This window comes from Aeromonas sp. R3-1 (assembly GCF_040908345.1).
In the GTDB taxonomy this organism is placed as follows: domain Bacteria; phylum Pseudomonadota; class Gammaproteobacteria; order Enterobacterales; family Aeromonadaceae; genus Aeromonas; species Aeromonas veronii.
This window is the reverse complement of record NZ_JBFODN010000107.1, coordinates 1-15,889: the sequence shown is the minus strand read 5'-3', so window position 1 is coordinate 15,889 and position 15,889 is coordinate 1. Positions and strand designations below refer to the sequence as shown.

12 protein-coding genes are annotated in these 15,889 nt (G+C 60.3%); 5 read left to right on the top strand and 7 right to left on the bottom strand.

Annotated features, from left to right (window positions below; genetic code table 11):
- Positions 1 to 133 precede the first annotated feature (133 nt).
- From AB5Y85_RS06850 to AB5Y85_RS06840, 3 genes are all read left to right on the top strand, one after another.
- Positions 134 to 1,894 (top strand): DEAD/DEAH box helicase, encoded by a 1,761-nt coding sequence (locus AB5Y85_RS06850; protein ID WP_257687341.1) that lies wholly within the window; start codon positions 134 to 136, stop codon positions 1,892 to 1,894.
- Between the two features lie 112 nt (positions 1,895 to 2,006).
- Positions 2,007 to 3,446, top strand: coding sequence for a D-alanyl-D-alanine carboxypeptidase/D-alanyl-D-alanine-endopeptidase (gene dacB, locus AB5Y85_RS06845; protein WP_201936810.1), 1,440 nt, complete (start codon positions 2,007 to 2,009; stop codon positions 3,444 to 3,446).
- A gap of 94 nt (positions 3,447 to 3,540) precedes the next feature.
- Complete coding sequence (locus tag AB5Y85_RS06840) at positions 3,541 to 3,837, top strand: GrxA family glutaredoxin (protein ID WP_223849348.1); 297 nt, start codon at positions 3,541 to 3,543, stop codon at positions 3,835 to 3,837.
- Positions 3,838 to 3,959: 122 nt separating this feature from the next.
- On the opposite strand, the gene AB5Y85_RS06835 is transcribed toward AB5Y85_RS06840, so the two are convergent.
- Positions 3,960 to 4,805, bottom strand: a complete 846-nt coding sequence (locus tag AB5Y85_RS06835; RefSeq protein WP_005350508.1) for an endonuclease/exonuclease/phosphatase family protein — start codon at positions 4,803 to 4,805, stop codon at positions 3,960 to 3,962.
- A 107-nt stretch (positions 4,806 to 4,912) separates the two neighbouring features.
- On the opposite strand from AB5Y85_RS06835, the gene AB5Y85_RS06830 reads away from it, so the two are divergent.
- Positions 4,913 to 5,137 (top strand): hypothetical protein, encoded by a 225-nt coding sequence (locus tag AB5Y85_RS06830; RefSeq protein ID WP_005344394.1) that lies wholly within the window; start codon positions 4,913 to 4,915, stop codon positions 5,135 to 5,137.
- Here AB5Y85_RS06830 and yciA read toward each other — a convergent pair whose 3' ends face one another.
- The 6 genes from yciA to AB5Y85_RS06800 all read right to left on the bottom strand — a co-directional run bounded on the left by yciA (position 5,138) and on the right by AB5Y85_RS06800 (position 13,764).
- Positions 5,138 to 5,542 carry an acyl-CoA thioester hydrolase YciA gene (gene yciA / locus AB5Y85_RS06825; protein WP_005337875.1) on the bottom strand — a complete coding sequence of 135 codons (405 nt, stop codon included), beginning with the start codon at positions 5,540 to 5,542 and terminating at the stop codon, positions 5,138 to 5,140.
- A 59-nt stretch (positions 5,543 to 5,601) separates the two neighbouring features.
- A complete protein-coding gene (locus tag AB5Y85_RS06820; RefSeq protein ID WP_257687340.1) occupies positions 5,602 to 6,450 on the bottom strand; it encodes an NAD-dependent epimerase/dehydratase family protein in 849 nt (282 codons plus the stop codon).
- Positions 6,451 to 6,859: 409 nt separating this feature from the next.
- Positions 6,860 to 7,408 (bottom strand): hypothetical protein, encoded by a 549-nt coding sequence (locus AB5Y85_RS06815; RefSeq protein ID WP_257687339.1) that lies wholly within the window; start codon positions 7,406 to 7,408, stop codon positions 6,860 to 6,862.
- Positions 7,409 to 7,616: 208 nt separating this feature from the next.
- Positions 7,617 to 11,192, bottom strand: coding sequence for a pyruvate:ferredoxin (flavodoxin) oxidoreductase (gene nifJ / locus AB5Y85_RS06810; RefSeq protein ID WP_257687338.1), 3,576 nt, complete (start codon positions 11,190 to 11,192; stop codon positions 7,617 to 7,619).
- Positions 11,189 to 12,835, bottom strand: coding sequence for an NAD(P)-binding protein (locus AB5Y85_RS06805; protein WP_257687337.1), 1,647 nt, complete (start codon positions 12,833 to 12,835; stop codon positions 11,189 to 11,191). The genes nifJ and AB5Y85_RS06805 overlap by 4 nt, the downstream gene beginning before the upstream one ends.
- 176 nt (positions 12,836 to 13,011) lie before the next feature.
- Positions 13,012 to 13,764: an ABC transporter substrate-binding protein gene (locus AB5Y85_RS06800; protein ID WP_257688162.1), complete on the bottom strand. Its 753-nt coding sequence runs from the start codon at positions 13,762 to 13,764 to the stop codon at positions 13,012 to 13,014.
- Between the two features lie 77 nt (positions 13,765 to 13,841).
- On the opposite strand from AB5Y85_RS06800, the gene AB5Y85_RS06795 reads away from it, so the two are divergent.
- Positions 13,842 to 15,692 carry a hybrid-cluster NAD(P)-dependent oxidoreductase gene (locus AB5Y85_RS06795; RefSeq protein ID WP_257688161.1) on the top strand — a complete coding sequence of 617 codons (1,851 nt, stop codon included), beginning with the start codon at positions 13,842 to 13,844 and terminating at the stop codon, positions 15,690 to 15,692.
- The last annotated feature ends 197 nt before the right edge of the window (positions 15,693 to 15,889 follow it).

Here is a 15,889-nt window from a genome sequence, read left to right as displayed (position 1 = left end):
ATCTTCCCGTTCCATTGATCAGCACCCAAGCACCCTGCGGGCCGGCATCATGCCGGCCCGCTGTTTTTGTGACGGCAAGCACCCTATAATGGCGCCATCCTGCACCACCCCACATCGACACACCCAAGCCTGTATGTTCGTTCTCAGACCCTATCAGACCGATGCCGTCAACGCCGTGATCAGCCACTTTCGCAAACACCCGGATCCCGCCGTGGTAGTGCTGCCCACCGGTGCCGGCAAGAGTCTGGTGATCGCCGAGCTGGCCCGCAAGGCGCGCGGCCGGGTGCTGGTGCTGGCCCACGTCAAGGAGCTGGTGGAGCAGAACCATGCCAAGTACGAGGCGTGGGGGCTCAAGGCCGATATCTTCGCTGCCGGTCTGGATCGCAAGGAGGCGAGCGCCCAGGTGGTGTTCGGCTCGGTGCAGTCGGTTGCCCGCAATCTGGATGCCTTTGACGGAGCGTTTTCGCTGCTGATCATCGATGAGTGCCATCGGGTCTCGCTCGATGATGACAGCCAGTACCATCAGGTGATCGACCACCTCAAGGCCGCCAATCCGGCCCTCAAGATCCTCGGTCTCACCGCCACTCCCTATCGGCTCGGGCTGGGCTGGATCTACCGGCGCCACTATCACGGCATGGTCAAGAGCCACGGCGAGCGGCTGTTTGGCGACTGCGTGTTCGAGCTGCCCTTGCGTTTTATGGTCAAAAACGGCTACCTGACCCCACCGCGCATGGTGGATGCTCCCATAGTCCACTACGACTTCAGCAAGCTGGTGGCGCGGGAGAACGGCCTCTTCAGCGAGGCAGATCTCAACGGCGAGCTCAAGCGCCAGCAGCGGGTCACCCCCCATATCCTGAGTCAGGTGCTGGAGTATGCTGCCGACCGGCAGGGGGTGATGATCTTTGCCGCCACCGTCGAGCACGCCCGCGAAATTCACGGCCTGCTTGGCGCCCGAGGCCAGCAGGCAGCTCTTATCACCGGCGAGACGCCGGGGCCGGAGCGCGATGCCCTCATCAGCGCCTTCAAGGCGCGGGAGCTCAAGTTTCTGGTCAACGTGGCGGTGCTCACCACCGGCTTCGATGCCCCCCATGTCGATCTTATCGTGATGCTGCGCCCCACCGAGTCGGTCTCGCTCTATCAGCAGATCGTCGGGCGGGGCCTGCGCCTCTCGCCGGGCAAGGAGGATTGTCTGGTGCTCGACTATGCGGGCAACAACTTCAACCTGTTCGCCCCCGAAGTGGGGGAGCCCCGCCCCCATGCCGGTACCGAGCCGGTACAGGTGCCCTGCCCCGCCTGCGGTTTTGCCAACACCTTCTGGGGCAAGACCGACGAGGATGGCAAGGTGATCGAGCACTACGGACGCCGCTGTCAGGGGCTGTTTGAAGATGACGAGGGCAACCGCGAGGAGTGCGACTACCGCTTTCGCGCCAAGATCTGCCCCGGCTGCGGTGCGGAGAATGACATCGCCGCCCGCCGCTGCCAGAGCTGCGATCAGCTACTGGTGGACCCTGACGACAAGCTTAAAGAGGCGCTCAATCTCAAGGATTGCATGGTGATCCGCTGCGCCGGGCTGACCCTCACAGAAGGACGCGGCAAACAGGGGGAGCGGCTGGAGGTGACCTACCACGATGAGGATGGGCTGACCCTCAGTGAATACTTCGGATTTCACTCCCCGGGCGCACGGCGCTTGTTTCAACAGCACTTTGTGCGTCATCATTGGCCCGCCCCAGGGCTGGAGCCCGAATTTGCCACCCTGGCGAGCGTGCTGGCCGCGCAAAGCCAGTTCCGTCATCCGGATTTTGTCATCGCCCGCAAATCGGGTCGCTTCTGGCAGATAAAAGAGAAAATTTTTGATTATGAGGGCCGCTATCGTACCGCCAACTCGCTGGCATGATGGCGACCGGCATAGATGGCATGAATTGCGTTATCCCGTCGATCCCGCATCGGCGGGTTGAATTATCAGGGTCGGCACCACTGCCGGGCCCTTCGTCACGTTAGAGGATGTTATGCAGCGGCTGTTGATTGGTTTTTGTGCTCTCTTTTCTTCTCTGGCGGCTAATGCCGCCCCGCTGACGCCCCCTCAGGGTGGCCAGTACGCCATCATGGTGCAGGGCAATAACGGCGTCGAGTTCGCCCGCCACGCCGATCAGATGATCGCCCCCGCCTCCACCATGAAGGTGCTCACCGCGCTGGCGGCCCGCCTCGAGCTGGGTGCCGACTTCCGCTTCGCCACCGATATTCAGGCCCAGCCCGGTGCCAAACAGGGTGACACCATCAACGGCGATATCTGGATCAACTTCGTCGGCGACCCCACCCTCTCCCGGATGGATCTGCTGGCCCTGTTCAAACAGCTCGGCGTCACCAGCATCAAGGGCAATGTCTACGTCAACACCGGCGCCTACAACGGCTACGAGCGCGGCAACGGCTGGTCGTGGGGGGATCAGACCCTCTGCTTCGCCGCTCCCGTCTCCTCGGTCATCATCGACAAGAACTGCGCCTACGGCACCATCACTGCCACCCAGATTGGCAAACCGGCGGTGGGCAATGTAGCTACCGGCGTGCCCATCGGCATCGGTGCCGACAACGTGGAGGTGATGAGCTATGGTGACATGGCGCGCCAGTTCTGTGCGCTGGAAGTGGACATGGCCAAGGGCAACTTCTACGAGCTCAAGGGCTGCATCACCCCGAATAAAGAGCCGCAGGGTCTGCGTTTCGCCATTCACGACGTGGAGGCTTGGGGCTGGGACAACATCCGCTGGGCGATGAACCGTGCCGGTATCAAGCATGATGGCCTGCTGCGGGTCACCCACAAGGCCCCTGAAGGAGCAGAGACCCTCGGCACCCACTATTCGGTCTCCCTGCCGGTGATGCTCGCCAAGATGCTGAAGAAATCGGACAACCTCTACGCCGATACCTTCCTCAAAACCGTGGGTCGTCACTACTACAACAAGCCGGGCAGCTATCGCAGCGGCACCATGGCGGTGCGCGCCATCCTGACCAAGAACGGCATCGATCTGGGCAATGCCACCCTGGCTGACGGCTCCGGTCTCTCCGCTCACAATCTCATCAGCGCCCGTCAGATGATGTCGGTGCTGAACTTCATCCAGAAAAATGATGCCGAACTTGGCCTGATCAAGCTGCTGCCAAGCTCCCAGGTGGATGGCACCCTGGCGTGGCGGCGAAGCGTCACCGCCCCCATGATGAAGAACAAGGTGCACGCCAAGACCGGCACCATCACCGGCACCTCCAATCTGGTGGGCTTTATCGACACGGCAGGCGGCCAGCGCAAGGCGTTCGTGATGTTCCAGCGTGGCCTGTCCCAAGATCCGGCCACCCATGAGCGCTACCGTGCCAGCAAGGCGCCGTGGCCCTGGACTGTGTTCGAGAAGGGGGTGCTGGAGAGCATCTATCAGCAGCAGCCGATCCAGATCGCCGATGAGAGCTGAGCCAATAGGCCCACTCGAATCAGGGTATCGATAATTTCGGCTTCAAGTCGCCACGAGGCAGGGCTATGCTGTTGCCTGCCTCATATCAACGGCCATACATAAACGGCTTAAAAAACGGAGAGAAAATATGTTTGCAGTGATTTTTGGTCGCCCGGGTTGCCCCTACTGTGTCCGTGCCGTACAGATCGCCGAGCAGCTGACCGAACAGCGCGATGACTTCAAATTCCGCTACGTGGATATCCATGCAGAAGGGATCACCAAAGAAGATCTGGCCAAGAGCGCCGGCAAGCCGGTCAACACCGTGCCGCAGATCTTCCTGGACGAGCAGCACATCGGTGGCTGCACCGATTTCGAAGCCTACGCCAAAGCGAATCTGGGTCTCTACCAGTAATGCCTGCGGGTCATCCCGAGCGGGTTGACCGCCAGAGCGTAAAAAAATCCGGCGCCATCAGGCGCCGGATTTTTTATTAGCGGAACTCGCACCATCCCTTGTCAGGAAGTCACAGACTGGGGTCAGGGAGTCACAGACTGGGCGGCAAAACGCGCAATGATGGGGTTGTGATCCGAGCTGTCGGTCGCCGGTGAACTCACCTCGACCAGATCCAGATTGCGGTAGTAGAGGTGATCCAGCGGGCGACCGAAGGCGGTGCGACGCAAGTCAGGCACCGGCACGGCCTCTTGCAGACCCAGCTCGTCCACCAATTTGCTTAACCAGAACTGACGCTTGTCACTCCAGGTGTTGAAATCACCGGCCAGAATAACCGGCCCCTGATGGCGGCGCACCAAGGCTGTCAGGTCGTTGAGCTGCTCGCGGAAGGTGGCCATCCCCAGCTCGAAATTGACCGCATGGATATTGATGACCATGACGCCGTCAGGATCGCCCTGCAGCGGATAAAGGCTCACCAGCCCGGATTTGGGGATACGCAGCAAGGGCTCGGGGGAGCGCACGCCACAGACGAACGCCTGCGGGGTCTTGGCCACCGTCATCACCCCGAACGACACGCCGCCCTGGGTGAAGGCTTGCAGCTGTTGCCACTGGAAATCACCGGCGCGCAGCCAGTCGAGCATATCGGGACGGGTGGCCGACTCTTGCAGCAGCACCAGATCCTGCCCCTTGGCGTAACTGTCCATCCCTTCACGCCAGTTCTTGCGCTGGCCCTTGTAGAGATTCCACACCGTCACCCCGAATTCACGGGGCAGCGCCGTGGTCGCCAACGCTACCAGCGGCGGACGCTGGCAGTCGAGTCCCGGCACAATCCCTTGAGCTGTGACCAGATGGTTCTGATCCGGCACCTCAAAACAGCCTACCAACCCCAGGGTCAGCAGGGAGGTGCCAAGAATGCGATAACTATTTTTCATTGGCTAACAACCGCCCGCCTTTGCTTTTTGTTGCGACCATCACAAACGTCATCCACGCCGACTAAGCTGATAGTCCCTGTTCCACCCAACCAGAAGGACCTTGTCTCATGGCGAAAGAACTTCGGTATAACGTGACGTTTTATGATCAACAAGGAAATTGTCATCAAGTGGAGCTGTCCACCGTCTATCAGATAAGACGGGACCCTCAATGCGATCTCTGCCTGTTCGACACCCTGCAATATGTGGGCTCGGAAGAGATGCTGGAACGCATGATACGGCAAAAAACCGGGCTTGAGCAGGAAATATCCATCATCAACGCCCGGCTTATTTGATCAGGCACTCACCGGAACCGGGCGGGATTTGCCCTGTTCGTCGATGGCGACATAGGTGAAGATCCCCTCGGTCACACAGTAACGCTGGGCATCGTTTTCCCGCAGTACCGGCTTGACCCACACCTCCAGCTTGAGCTTCATGGAGCTGCGGCCGATCTTCATGCAGCGGCCGTAGCAGCAGACCACATCGCCCACCTTGACCGGACTGTGAAAGGTCATGCCTTCGACGGATACGGTACAAATACGTCCTTTTGCCAGCTCCTTGGCCATAATGCCCCCACCTATATCCATCTGGGACATGATCCAGCCACCAAAGATGTCGCCATTGGGGTTGGTATCGGCTGGCATTGCCAGGGTTCTCAGCAACAACTCCCCATCGGGGTGACGTTTTGTATCTACCATCATTACCGCCTCTCTCTCATGGATGGCGGCATGATAGGGGGCGATCACCCCCTTGGCAAACCTCAATTGCCCGAGGCGGCAAGCTCGGCAAACCAGTGGGCCGGATCGGGCCAGCGATAGTTGAATCCCATCTGCTGGCAAATCAGCTGGCCGTCGATGGGCTGAAATTCACCGGCAGGCTCGATAAAGACCGGCACAGGCAACCCCTGCTGGCGCGCCGCAAAGGGGTAGAACTGCTCGCGGCGCGGATGCACCGGCGCGCTCAGGTTGAACACATCCCCGTCCTTGCCCCGCTCCAGCAGCAGCATGCAAGCCGCCACCACATCATCCAGATGGACCAGATTGACCGACTGAGCGCCGCCATCCAGAGTCTTGCCCGCCAGGAAACGACCGGGATGGCGATCCGGGCCATAAAGGCCGGAGGGGCGCACTATCATCACCGTCTCGAAACCGGCCGCCAGTACCGCCTGCTCCGCCGCCAGCATCCGCTCGCCACGGGCATGCCGCGGTTGGGGTTGTTCCCCCTCCTGCTGCCCTGCGCCCCATACCGAGGTGGCGCTGACAAACAGCACCCGCCGGGTGCCACTCGCTTTGGCAAGCTGACAGGCCTTTGCCACCGCCTGCGGATAGTCATCGGTCTTGCTGGGCGGTACGCAGATAACCAGCGATTCGCAGGGGATGGGCCACGGCGCTTGTTGATCAGCGACGGGCATCTCGGCAGAGCCCATGTTGGCTGAGATGGTCAGCGGATAGGCGTTGATCCCCTCCCCCCGCAGACGGGCCGCCTTCTCGGCGCTGCTTACCGTCACCGCCACCGACTTGCCTGCCGCCAGCAGAGCCCGCGCCAGCGGCAGCCCCAGCCATCCCGCCCCCAGAATGCCGATCGTCCCGGCGATATGTTGCTCTGTCATCGTCCCTTCTCCTGCTTGACGCTATTTGCCCCGCAGCTTACCTGCCTTGGTAGGAAAAGGAAGCCTTACCACCAGTGAAGGCCAAGAACACTACGTGTTGATAAATGTTCTTTGAAATTCGTCAGGTTGCATCTAAATAAAAATGGCGTTTTCTATGAAATTTTGGACATAAAGAAACTGTATTTTTAATGATCTTTTAACCACCGTTAACCTAGATTTATAGGTGAGAACCTTCAAAAATTAAATTTACATTTGAACGGTCATTAAATATTTATACCCATCCCTTTATTCCTTAATAACACGGCAGCAACAGAATAGATGTGGCAGACTGACCTTTCTGACTCTACCACATAAAACAACTGATTTATTCAACCTTATAAAAATCTCTTTTGATGAACTAATAACTTTGCTAAGTGTTCTTGGCTGATTGATACTCTGACTGTCTAGATGATAATTCATTTTGAATCCAAAGCTCATCAATACCAAATTTTTGCCACACTAAAGAATTTAATTTTTCAATAGCTAGATCTGCAACTTGAAATTTAACAATTAGAGATTGCAATTCTGTTATCATCTGAATACGTCCATCATAATCTCCCATCTGGATGGCATAATCGTAAAAGAAATCATGGGCCAACCAGTTCCTTTTTTGCAAAGTATCATCAAGATGAGTTAACAACGGCTCTGATAAATCCACTCGTCTTTTTATCTGCCCCAATAGGCGCCCAAATGTCTTGGAGTTTAATTCATTATAAAGCTCCAACCATTGTTCTTGTGTGAGGGCACACTCGTCCAATAGTTTGTATCCCATAGCAAAATTCACAAGTGCCTTTTCTGCACACTGTGCATTAAATGAAGCCAAACCATAAAATGCAAAGACTTCCTTTTCATCTCCAGATTCTATATCAGGAATAGGCTTTAGTTCTCTGATATCTATGCCAGCTACTTTCAAAATCACTCCCTACCACCTTAAAAGGTGTTACAAAAAATATCAAAATACAATTTCTAGTTTTTGAGATCGTGCCTAGCTTTGAAAAATAGATCAACAAGTTATTTTCCTCTTCAATGGCCACGAAGTTAACCATATTGGCTGTCAATAAAATATCCTCACTAAACAACAAGCGGGCCAGTGGCCCGCTTCGTTTTATGCCGAGTTAACCCCATCCTCATACCGGCGGATGAAAATGGCTGGCTTCGCGGGTGGCCATCTCCTCGTAGGTGGCCCACTTCTGCCACGCCACTTTTTGCGCCACCTGCATCAGCCGCTCGGCCTCCTGTGGATGGCTCTGGGCCAGCACCCGATAACGGGTCTCCTCCTGCCGGTATTCAGCGAGGGGAATGGAGGGGCGCAGGCTGTCAAGGCTGAAGGGGTTCTGCCCCGCACTGCGCAGTACAGGGTTGTAGCGCATCAGCGGCCAGTGACCGGAGGCCACGGCCCGTTTTTGCTGGGTCAGGCCAAACTCCATATCGATACCGTGAGCGATGCAGTGGCTGTAGGCGATGATCAGCGACGGGCCCGGATAGGCTTCGGCCTCACGCAAGGCCTGCAGCGCCTGCTGCGGGTTGGCACCAAAGGCGATGCGGGCAACATAGACGTTGCCGTAGGAGATGGCCTGCAACGCCACATCCTTCTTGGCCAGTGTCTTGCCCCCCGCCGCGAACTTGGCGACGGCGCCGAGCGGGGTCGATTTCGACATCTGGCCGCCAGTGTTGGAATAGACCTCGGTATCCATCACCAGCACGTTCACATCGCGGCCGGAGGCGAGCACATGATCGAGCCCCGATGAGCCGATGTCATAGGCCCAGCCATCGCCGCCGATGATCCAGACCGAGCGGCGCACCAGTTGATCAATCAAGGAGAGCAGCTCGCGGGCCTTGCCGGATTTCACCTCCTCCAGCCGCTCGCGCACTTGCGCGACCCGGGTACGCTGGGCGCGGATCTCCGACTCCAGCCGCTGCGGGGCGCTAATCAGGGTATCGACCAGCTCGGCGCCCAGCTCCCCCTTCATCGCTTCAAGGGCCGCCACCGCCTGACCGTGATGCTGATCGGCGGTGAGGCGGAAGCCAAAGCCAAACTCGGCGTTGTCCTCAAACAGGGAGTTCGACCAGGCCGGCCCCTTCCCTTCGCCGTTCTTGGCCCACGGCGTAGTCGGCAGGTTGCCGCCGTAGATGGAGGAGCAACCGGTGGCGTTGGCTACCAGCATGCGATCGCCAAACAGCTGGGTCAGCAGCTTGAGATAGGGGGTCTCGCCACAACCGGCGCAAGCGCCGGAGAACTCGAACAGGGGTTCGAGGAACTGGGCACCGCGCACCGTGGAGAAGTCCACCCGCTCGCGGGCAGGCCAGGGCAGGCTCTCGAACCAGCGCAGCGCCTGCTTCTGGCCAGCCAGATGGGGGGCCTTGTCCATCATGGCGATGGCGCGCTCACCTTCATGGCTCTCATCTGCACCGACCCGCACCGGACAGGCCTGCACGCACTGGCCGCAGCCGGTGCAATCTTCCGGATAGAGCTGCAAGGTGTAGCGGCTGTCGGGGAAGCCCTTGGCGGTGACGGGCACCGACTGCGCTGCCTCGGGGGCGGTCGCCAGCCAGTCCTGATGGTAGAACTTGGCCCGCAGCGCCGCGTGGGGGCAGACAAAGACGCAGTTGCCGCACTGGATGCAGATATCGGAGTGCCAGATCGGGATTTCGCGGGCGATATCCCGCTTCTCGAAGCGGCTGGTGGCAGTGGGGTAAGTGCCATCCACCGGCAGCATGGAGACAGGGATCAGATCGCCACGCCCCGCCAGCATCTCGCCAGTGACTCGCTGGACAAACTCGCTGCCGCCGGGAGCCAATGGCAGCGGATAGTCGCTGATCTGCTCCTCACCGGCCGGGATGGCCACCTGATGGAGATGAGCCAGAGTGTCATCCACCGCCGCGAAGTTGCGCTCGACCACTTCGGGCCCCTTGCGGGCATAGCTCTTCTCGATGCTCTCCTTGATCAGCGCAATCGCTTCGTCCCGCGGCAAGATGCCAGCCAACGCGAAGAAGCAGGTCTGCATGATGGTGTTGATGCGATTGCCCATACCGTTGCGTTCGGCCACCCGATCCCCATCGATGCAGTAGAGGCGGATATCGAGGGCACGGATGCGGGCACGCAGCCGCTCGGGCAGCTGACCCCACACCTTGTCCGCCTCATAGGGGGCATTAAGCAGCAGGGTCGCCCCTTCGGCGGCATGCTCCAGCAGATCGACCGATTCGACAAAACCCCACTGGTGGCAACCGATAAAGCTCGCCTGCTCGATAAGCCAGGGGGCATCGATGGGCTCGGGGCCAAAGCGCAGGTGGGAGACGGTGCGCGAGCCCGACTTCTTGGAGTCGTAGACGAAGTAGCCCTGGGCGTGGAAGCCCTCCAGCTCGCCGATGATCTTGATGCTGTTCTTGTTGGCGCCCACCGTGCCGTCGGCACCGAGGCCAAAGAAGAGCGCCCGCACCCGGCTGGCGGGCTCCAGATCGCCGATGGGGTGCCAGGCCAGACTGAGGCCCGACACGTCATCGACAATCCCCACGGTAAAGCGCGGGCGCGGCGCATCGGATGCCAGCTCCTCGAACACGGCCGCGCACATGGCGGGGGTGAACTCTTTGGAAGAGAGGCCATAGCGACCGCCGCTCAGCCAGGGCAGCCGCTTGATAAGGCCGCGCTGCAAGCCATCGATCAGCGCGCTCTGCACATCCAGCAGCAGCGGCTCGCCACCCGCCCCCGGCTCCTTGGTGCGATCCAGCACGGCTATGCGCCGCACGCTCTGCGGCAGCGCATCGAGCAGCGCCTGTACCGGGAAGGGGCGATAGAGGCGCACAACCAAGACCCCGGTCTTGCGATCCTGTTGGTTGAGCCAATCCACGGTGGTGCGGGCGGTGGCCGCCCCCGAGCCCATCAGCACGATGACATCGGTGGCATCAGGCGCACCGTGGTACTCCACCAGCCGGTAGTGGCGGCCGGTCAGCTCGCCGAGGTTGTCCATGCACTGCTGCACTCGCGCCGGTACCGCTTCGTAGAAGGGGTTGACGCTCTCGCGGGACTGGAAATAGGTATCCGGGTTCTGGGCGGTGCCGCGCATCACCGGATGATCCGGGTTGAGCGCCCGGGCACGGTGGGCGCGTACCCAGTCGTTGTCGATAAGGGCGCGAATTTCATCCCGATGCAGGGCGGTGATCTTGTTCACCTCGTGGGAGGTGCGAAAACCGTCGAAGAAGTGGATAAAGGGCACCCGGCATTGCAAGGTGACGCTGTGGGCGACCAAGGCCAGGTCCTGCGCCTCCTGCACCGAGCCGGAGGCGAGCATGGCAAAGCCGGTGCTGCGCGCCGCCATCACATCCTGATGGTCGCCAAAAATCGACAGCCCCTGCGCCGCCAGCGAGCGGGCCGCCACATGGAACACCGCCGAGGTCAGTTCACCGGCGATCTTGTACATGTTGGGCAGCATCAGCATCAGCCCCTGACTGGCGGTGAAGGTGGTGGCGAGCGCCCCCGCCTGCAGGGCGCCGTGTACCGTACCGGCCGCCCCCCCTTCGCTCTGCATCTCCACTACGGTGGGAATGTTGCCCCACAGGTTGGTCTGCCCCTCCGCCGCCCAGGCATCGGCCAGTTCGGCCATGGTCGAGCTCGGGGTGATGGGGTAGATGGCACACACTTCGCTCAGCTGGTACGCCACCCGGGCCGCGGCTTCGTTGCCGTCGACCATGATCAGTTCATGTTTCATTTGGACTCCTCCGGTTGGCGCAGCTCGATGGCGTGACAGGGGCACTGGTCGTGACAGGCACCGCAGCCGGTGCAGCGCTCGGCATCCACCTGATAGCCCTTGCCCGGCCCCAGCTTGGCGATGGCCTGCTCGGGGCAACTGCCATAGCAGCCGTCGCACTCGAAGCAGTTGCCGCAGGAGTAGCAGCGCGCCGCCTCGTAGCGGGCGGCCACCTCATCCAGCCCGCCGATGATCTCGCCAAAATCATCCCGCGCCCACGCCGGTTTGACCGGCTGACTGCTGGCCGGAGCGTGGGTCTGGAACCAGAGTTGCAACTGCTTTGGCCCAACCAGCGGGTAGGAGACCATCTTTTGGTAGTGGCGACCGCGCAGCCAGGCATCCATATGGCGCGCCGCCTTCTTGCCATGGCCGGTGGCGATGGTGACGGTGCGCTCGGAGGGCACCATGTCGCCACCGGCAAACAGACCCGGCACATCCGTCATCAGGTTCTCGCCAACCTGTACGACCCCCTCCTTGTTGACCCGCACGCCGGGAATGCTCTCCAGCACCGAGAGGTCGACCTCCTGACCCAGCGCCAGAATAAGGGAGTCTGCTTCGAGGGTTTCAAACTTGCCGGTGGGTACCGGTTTGCCCTCGGCATCCAGCGCCATCACCTCCACCTCGATATTGGTGTTGTCGAGCTGGCGGATGCTGCGCAGCCAGTTGATCTTGATCCCCTCCTCCTCGGCCTCGTCGGCTTCAAAGGCGTGAGCCGGCATATGATCCCGGTCACGACGGTAGATAATCATTGCCTCTTCAACGCCCAAACGGCGGGCGGTACGGGCCGCATCCATGGCGGTATTGCCACCCCCATAAATCGCTACCCGCCGTCCCAGTTTGGGGGGCGGTAAGCCTTGTTCTTCGGCCAGACTGGCCTGCTCGAGGAAGCTCACCGCATCGAGGATCTTGCCCGCTTCCCGGGCCGGAATATCGACCCGCTTGGCCAAATGGGCGCCGATGGCCATAAAGACGGCATCAAAGCCCCCCTCATCGCGCTCACGCAGCACATCCTCCACCTTGTGGTTGAGAGTCAGCGTCACCCCGGCCGCCACGATGCGGGCCACCTCCCGATCCAGCACATCGCGGGGCAAACGATAGGCGGGAATACCGAAACGCAGCATGCCGCCAGCAAGCGGCCCCGCTTCGCGGATCTCCACCTGATGGCCGAGCCGGTTGAGGTGCCAGGCGCAGGAGAGACCGGAGGGACCAGCGCCTATGACCAGCACCTTCTTGCCGCTGGCGGGCGAGGGGGGCGCAGGCAGCCAACCTTTGGCCAGCGCTTCGTCGCCGAGGAAGCGTTCGATGGCGTGGATGGAGACGGATTCATCCACCTGCCCGCGGTTGCAGGCGCTCTCGCAGGGGTGATAACAGACCCGGCCATGAATGGCGGGCAAGGGGTTCTCTTCGATCAGGGTCTGCCAGGCCGCTTCAAAGCGACCGGCCTGCGCCAAAGAGAGCCAGGCCTGGATATCTTCTCCGGCCGGGCAGGCGTGATTGCAGGGTGGCAGGGCCGGCCGCCAGACGGGTAGCCGGGTACGCACCGGGCCTGTTCCCGTTTTCAGGGAGAGATCCGGCAATGGGGTCATGTCCAGTTGTTTGCTCATACATTGCTTTCTTCTTTTTGTGTGACAGGCCCCACCCGATGGCGCTTGATACCGTGTAGCCGAAGCGGACGGTGGCCGGATGGGGAAGAAGCGAAAGCGTTAGAAACTGGGAACTGAGTCGATAATGGCGGCTTTTTTGTACTGATTAGCGAATCAGGATCAAAAAATGTTGCACTTTATGGTTCATAGAGACCAGAACGTGACTCAAGTAACATCTTCTCCAGCTGACCGCTGGCTTTCAGTTTGGCGAGGCCCCGATTGAAGGTTTTGATCAGTTCGTCAGCGTTGGCGCGCTTGCGGCTGATCAACAGGTGACCTTCGACCTTCATCACGGGTTTTGAATGGGTTGCAAAGAGATCGACCGTGCTGGCCGGGTAGAACTGACGCAGGGAGTAGTAGCCGACATCTATGTTCTCCAGGGTCAGGTCGGCGCGGCCGGAGAGCAGCAGATCGAAACTCTGGCGCAGCCGGGTGACGAACTGCACCTGCAGCGGCACCTGCGCGATGGCTGCAAAAAAATCTGCATTGTAGGTATAGCCACTGACCGCAGCCAGCTTGCGATCTGCCAGATCCTGATAGCCACGCCATTCCAGCGGATCGGACTTGAGATAGAACCAGACGTAGGTCTCGCTCAGGATGGGATCGCTGTAGAGATGGGTTTTGCGCCGCTCGCTCGACTCATACCAGTGGACTGTGCCATCCACCACTCCCTCCTCCGACAAGCGAAAGGCCCGCTTCCAGGGCAAAAACTGGAACTTGACGCTCACCCCTTCACTCTTGAATGCCTCGCTCACCACATGAGGGATAAGCCCCTGATATTTCAGCGTCTCGGAGCAGTAGGGCGGATACTCCCCCGTGGTCAGGGTCAGCTCCTGCGCCCAGAGCCCGTGGCAAAGAAGGCTCCCCGCCAGCAACCAGCTTATTTTCATCCCGATGCCCTCTTGTTCTGTTTTCCCAACTATAGACCGCCCCCTTGAAAGGATTGCCGGATCGCCGGGGAGCCGTTATGTTCCCCTTTTTCCAGGCGATCGCGCCGCGTCACAAGGATATGAAGATGCCCAGGCTAGACAGCATTCACCTCTACCCCATCAAATCGACTGCAGGTATGCCGCTGGCTCGCGCCCGGGTGACCGAAGAGGGACTGGCAGGGGATCGCCGCTACATGGTGGTCAAACCGGACGGCACCTTTATCACCGCCCGAACCCACCCCCAACTGCAACAGATCGTGGCCACCCCCATCGAAGGGGGCTTGCAACTGCGCTATCCGGGCTTTGAACCCCTCACCCTGCAAGAGGTCGACTTCAGCCGCGCCCCGCAAGCTACCGGAGTCTGGAGCGACCGTTTCACCGCCCTGCACACCGACCCCAAAGCCGATGGGTGGCTGAGCCGGGTGGCAGGGGAACCAGTGCAGCTGCTCTGGCTGGGTGAAACCTCTGATCGCTTTCGCGAGAAGACCGGCACCCGGGTCAGCTTTGCGGACGGTTATCCGCTGCTGCTGATAAGCCAGGCCTCCCTTGAGGATCTCAATCTGCGCTCCGATGCGCTGCATCAGATGAGCCAGTTCCGCACCAATCTGGTGGCAAGCAATACCCAGCCCTTCGAGGAGGACAGCTGGGTGCGTATCCGCATCGGCGAGGTGGAATTCAAGGTGGTCAAGCCCTGCAGCCGCTGCATCATGACCACGGTGGAAGCGGGCACCGATCGTTTCAACGCCCTGAAAGAGCCGCTGGCCACCCTTACCCGCTACCGCCGTGGCGAGGATGGCGAGGTCTACTTCGGCCAGAACCTGATCGCCCTGAACGAGGGCTGGATTGATGCAGGCAGCGAGATAGAAGTGCTGGAGCGCACCAGACCAGTGGTCTATCCCGCCGCCGCGCCGAAGAAGCGGGAGCTGGTCTGCGTGGCCCGCGAACCGCTGGCGCGGGGTCTGGAGACCTTCTGGTTCGAAGCCGCCGATGGCGAGCCCCTGCCCGACTACCTGCCGGGCCAACATCTGCCCATCAGTCTCGATATCAAAAATGAACGGATCCAGCGCCGCTATACCCTGAGCTCCACACCGGATCACCCGGAGCGTTACGGCATCAGCGTCAAAAAGGTGGAGGGCGGCCGCATCTCCCACTGGCTGCACCAGCAGTTGCAGGTAGGCGACCGGCTGCTGGCCGCCAACCCCGCTGGCGAGTTTCACTTAGGGTCCGAGCGCAACCTCCTGTTGCTCTCCGCAGGCTCCGGCGTCACCCCCATGCTGGCGATAGCCCGCACCCTGGCGCTACGCGGGGAGCTGGAAGAGGTTCACTTTATGCACCTGTGCCGTAGCGAAGCGGACATTCCCGCCGCCAGCGAACTGCATGCCATGGCGCAGCAAGGGATGACCCTCACCATTATCCTGAGCCAGCCGGACAATCACTGGCAGGGGCTGCAAGGGCGACTCAATGATGAGCATCTGCAACGGATCAAAGGGCTGGCCGAAAAAGAGGTCTTTATCTGTGGCCCCCACGGCTTTATGGCCGATGCGGCGGCGAAAGTGGCAGCCCTCGGCGTTCCAGCCGCACGGATCAAACAGGAGAGTTTTGGCGGCGCCATTCTCTCGGTGGCTCGCCCCCATCAGGCGGTACAACTGCGTATCGGCGCCCAAGCCTTTACCGGCAACAATCAGGGCACTGTGCTGGATCAGGCCAACAAGCAAGGCGTAGAGCTGCCATGGAGCTGCCGCGCCGGGATCTGCGGCAGTTGCAAACAGACGCTGATCTCGGGCGAGGTAGATCACCCCGACGCCCCCGCCATCACCGCCGCCGAGCTGGCCGAGGGCAAGATCCTTGCCTGCTGCGCCGTGCCGCTCACCGACCTTGAAATCCTATGATCGGGTGATCGGGCCGCATTAATTCACGCCAATCCAGATGACCAGGGAATTGACCCCGGTCATCGTTATCCACACTGGTTCACCTGATCCGCCCTTAATTTGGGCTCTGTCCCAATTACGTGTTGAAAGGCTAATCTTGAAGTAGGCCATCACCTTGAGGTCTACCATCATGGATACCCCAGCCTTTCAACACCTTT

Excerpts from the sequence above, each read along its gene's own strand:
- AB5Y85_RS06800 (WP_257688162.1), bottom strand. The coding sequence starts at position 13,764 with ATGAAAATAAGCTGGTTGCTGGCGGGGAGCCTTCTTTGCCACGGGCTC.
- AB5Y85_RS06795 (WP_257688161.1), top strand. The coding sequence starts at position 13,842 with ATGTTCCCCTTTTTCCAGGCGATCGCGCCGCGTCACAAGGATATGAAG.
- AB5Y85_RS06835 (WP_005350508.1), bottom strand. The coding sequence starts at position 4,805 with ATGAAAAATAGTTATCGCATTCTTGGCACCTCCCTGCTGACCCTGGGG.
- AB5Y85_RS06805 (WP_257687337.1), bottom strand. The coding sequence starts at position 12,835 with ATGAGCAAACAACTGGACATGACCCCATTGCCGGATCTCTCCCTGAAA.
- dacB (WP_201936810.1), top strand. The coding sequence starts at position 2,007 with ATGCAGCGGCTGTTGATTGGTTTTTGTGCTCTCTTTTCTTCTCTGGCG.
- yciA (WP_005337875.1), bottom strand. The coding sequence starts at position 5,542 with ATGATGGTAGATACAAAACGTCACCCCGATGGGGAGTTGTTGCTGAGA.
- AB5Y85_RS06830 (WP_005344394.1), top strand. The coding sequence starts at position 4,913 with ATGGCGAAAGAACTTCGGTATAACGTGACGTTTTATGATCAACAAGGA.
- AB5Y85_RS06850 (WP_257687341.1), top strand. The coding sequence starts at position 134 with ATGTTCGTTCTCAGACCCTATCAGACCGATGCCGTCAACGCCGTGATC.
- AB5Y85_RS06820 (WP_257687340.1), bottom strand. The coding sequence starts at position 6,450 with ATGACAGAGCAACATATCGCCGGGACGATCGGCATTCTGGGGGCGGGA.
- nifJ (WP_257687338.1), bottom strand. The coding sequence starts at position 11,192 with ATGAAACATGAACTGATCATGGTCGACGGCAACGAAGCCGCGGCCCGG.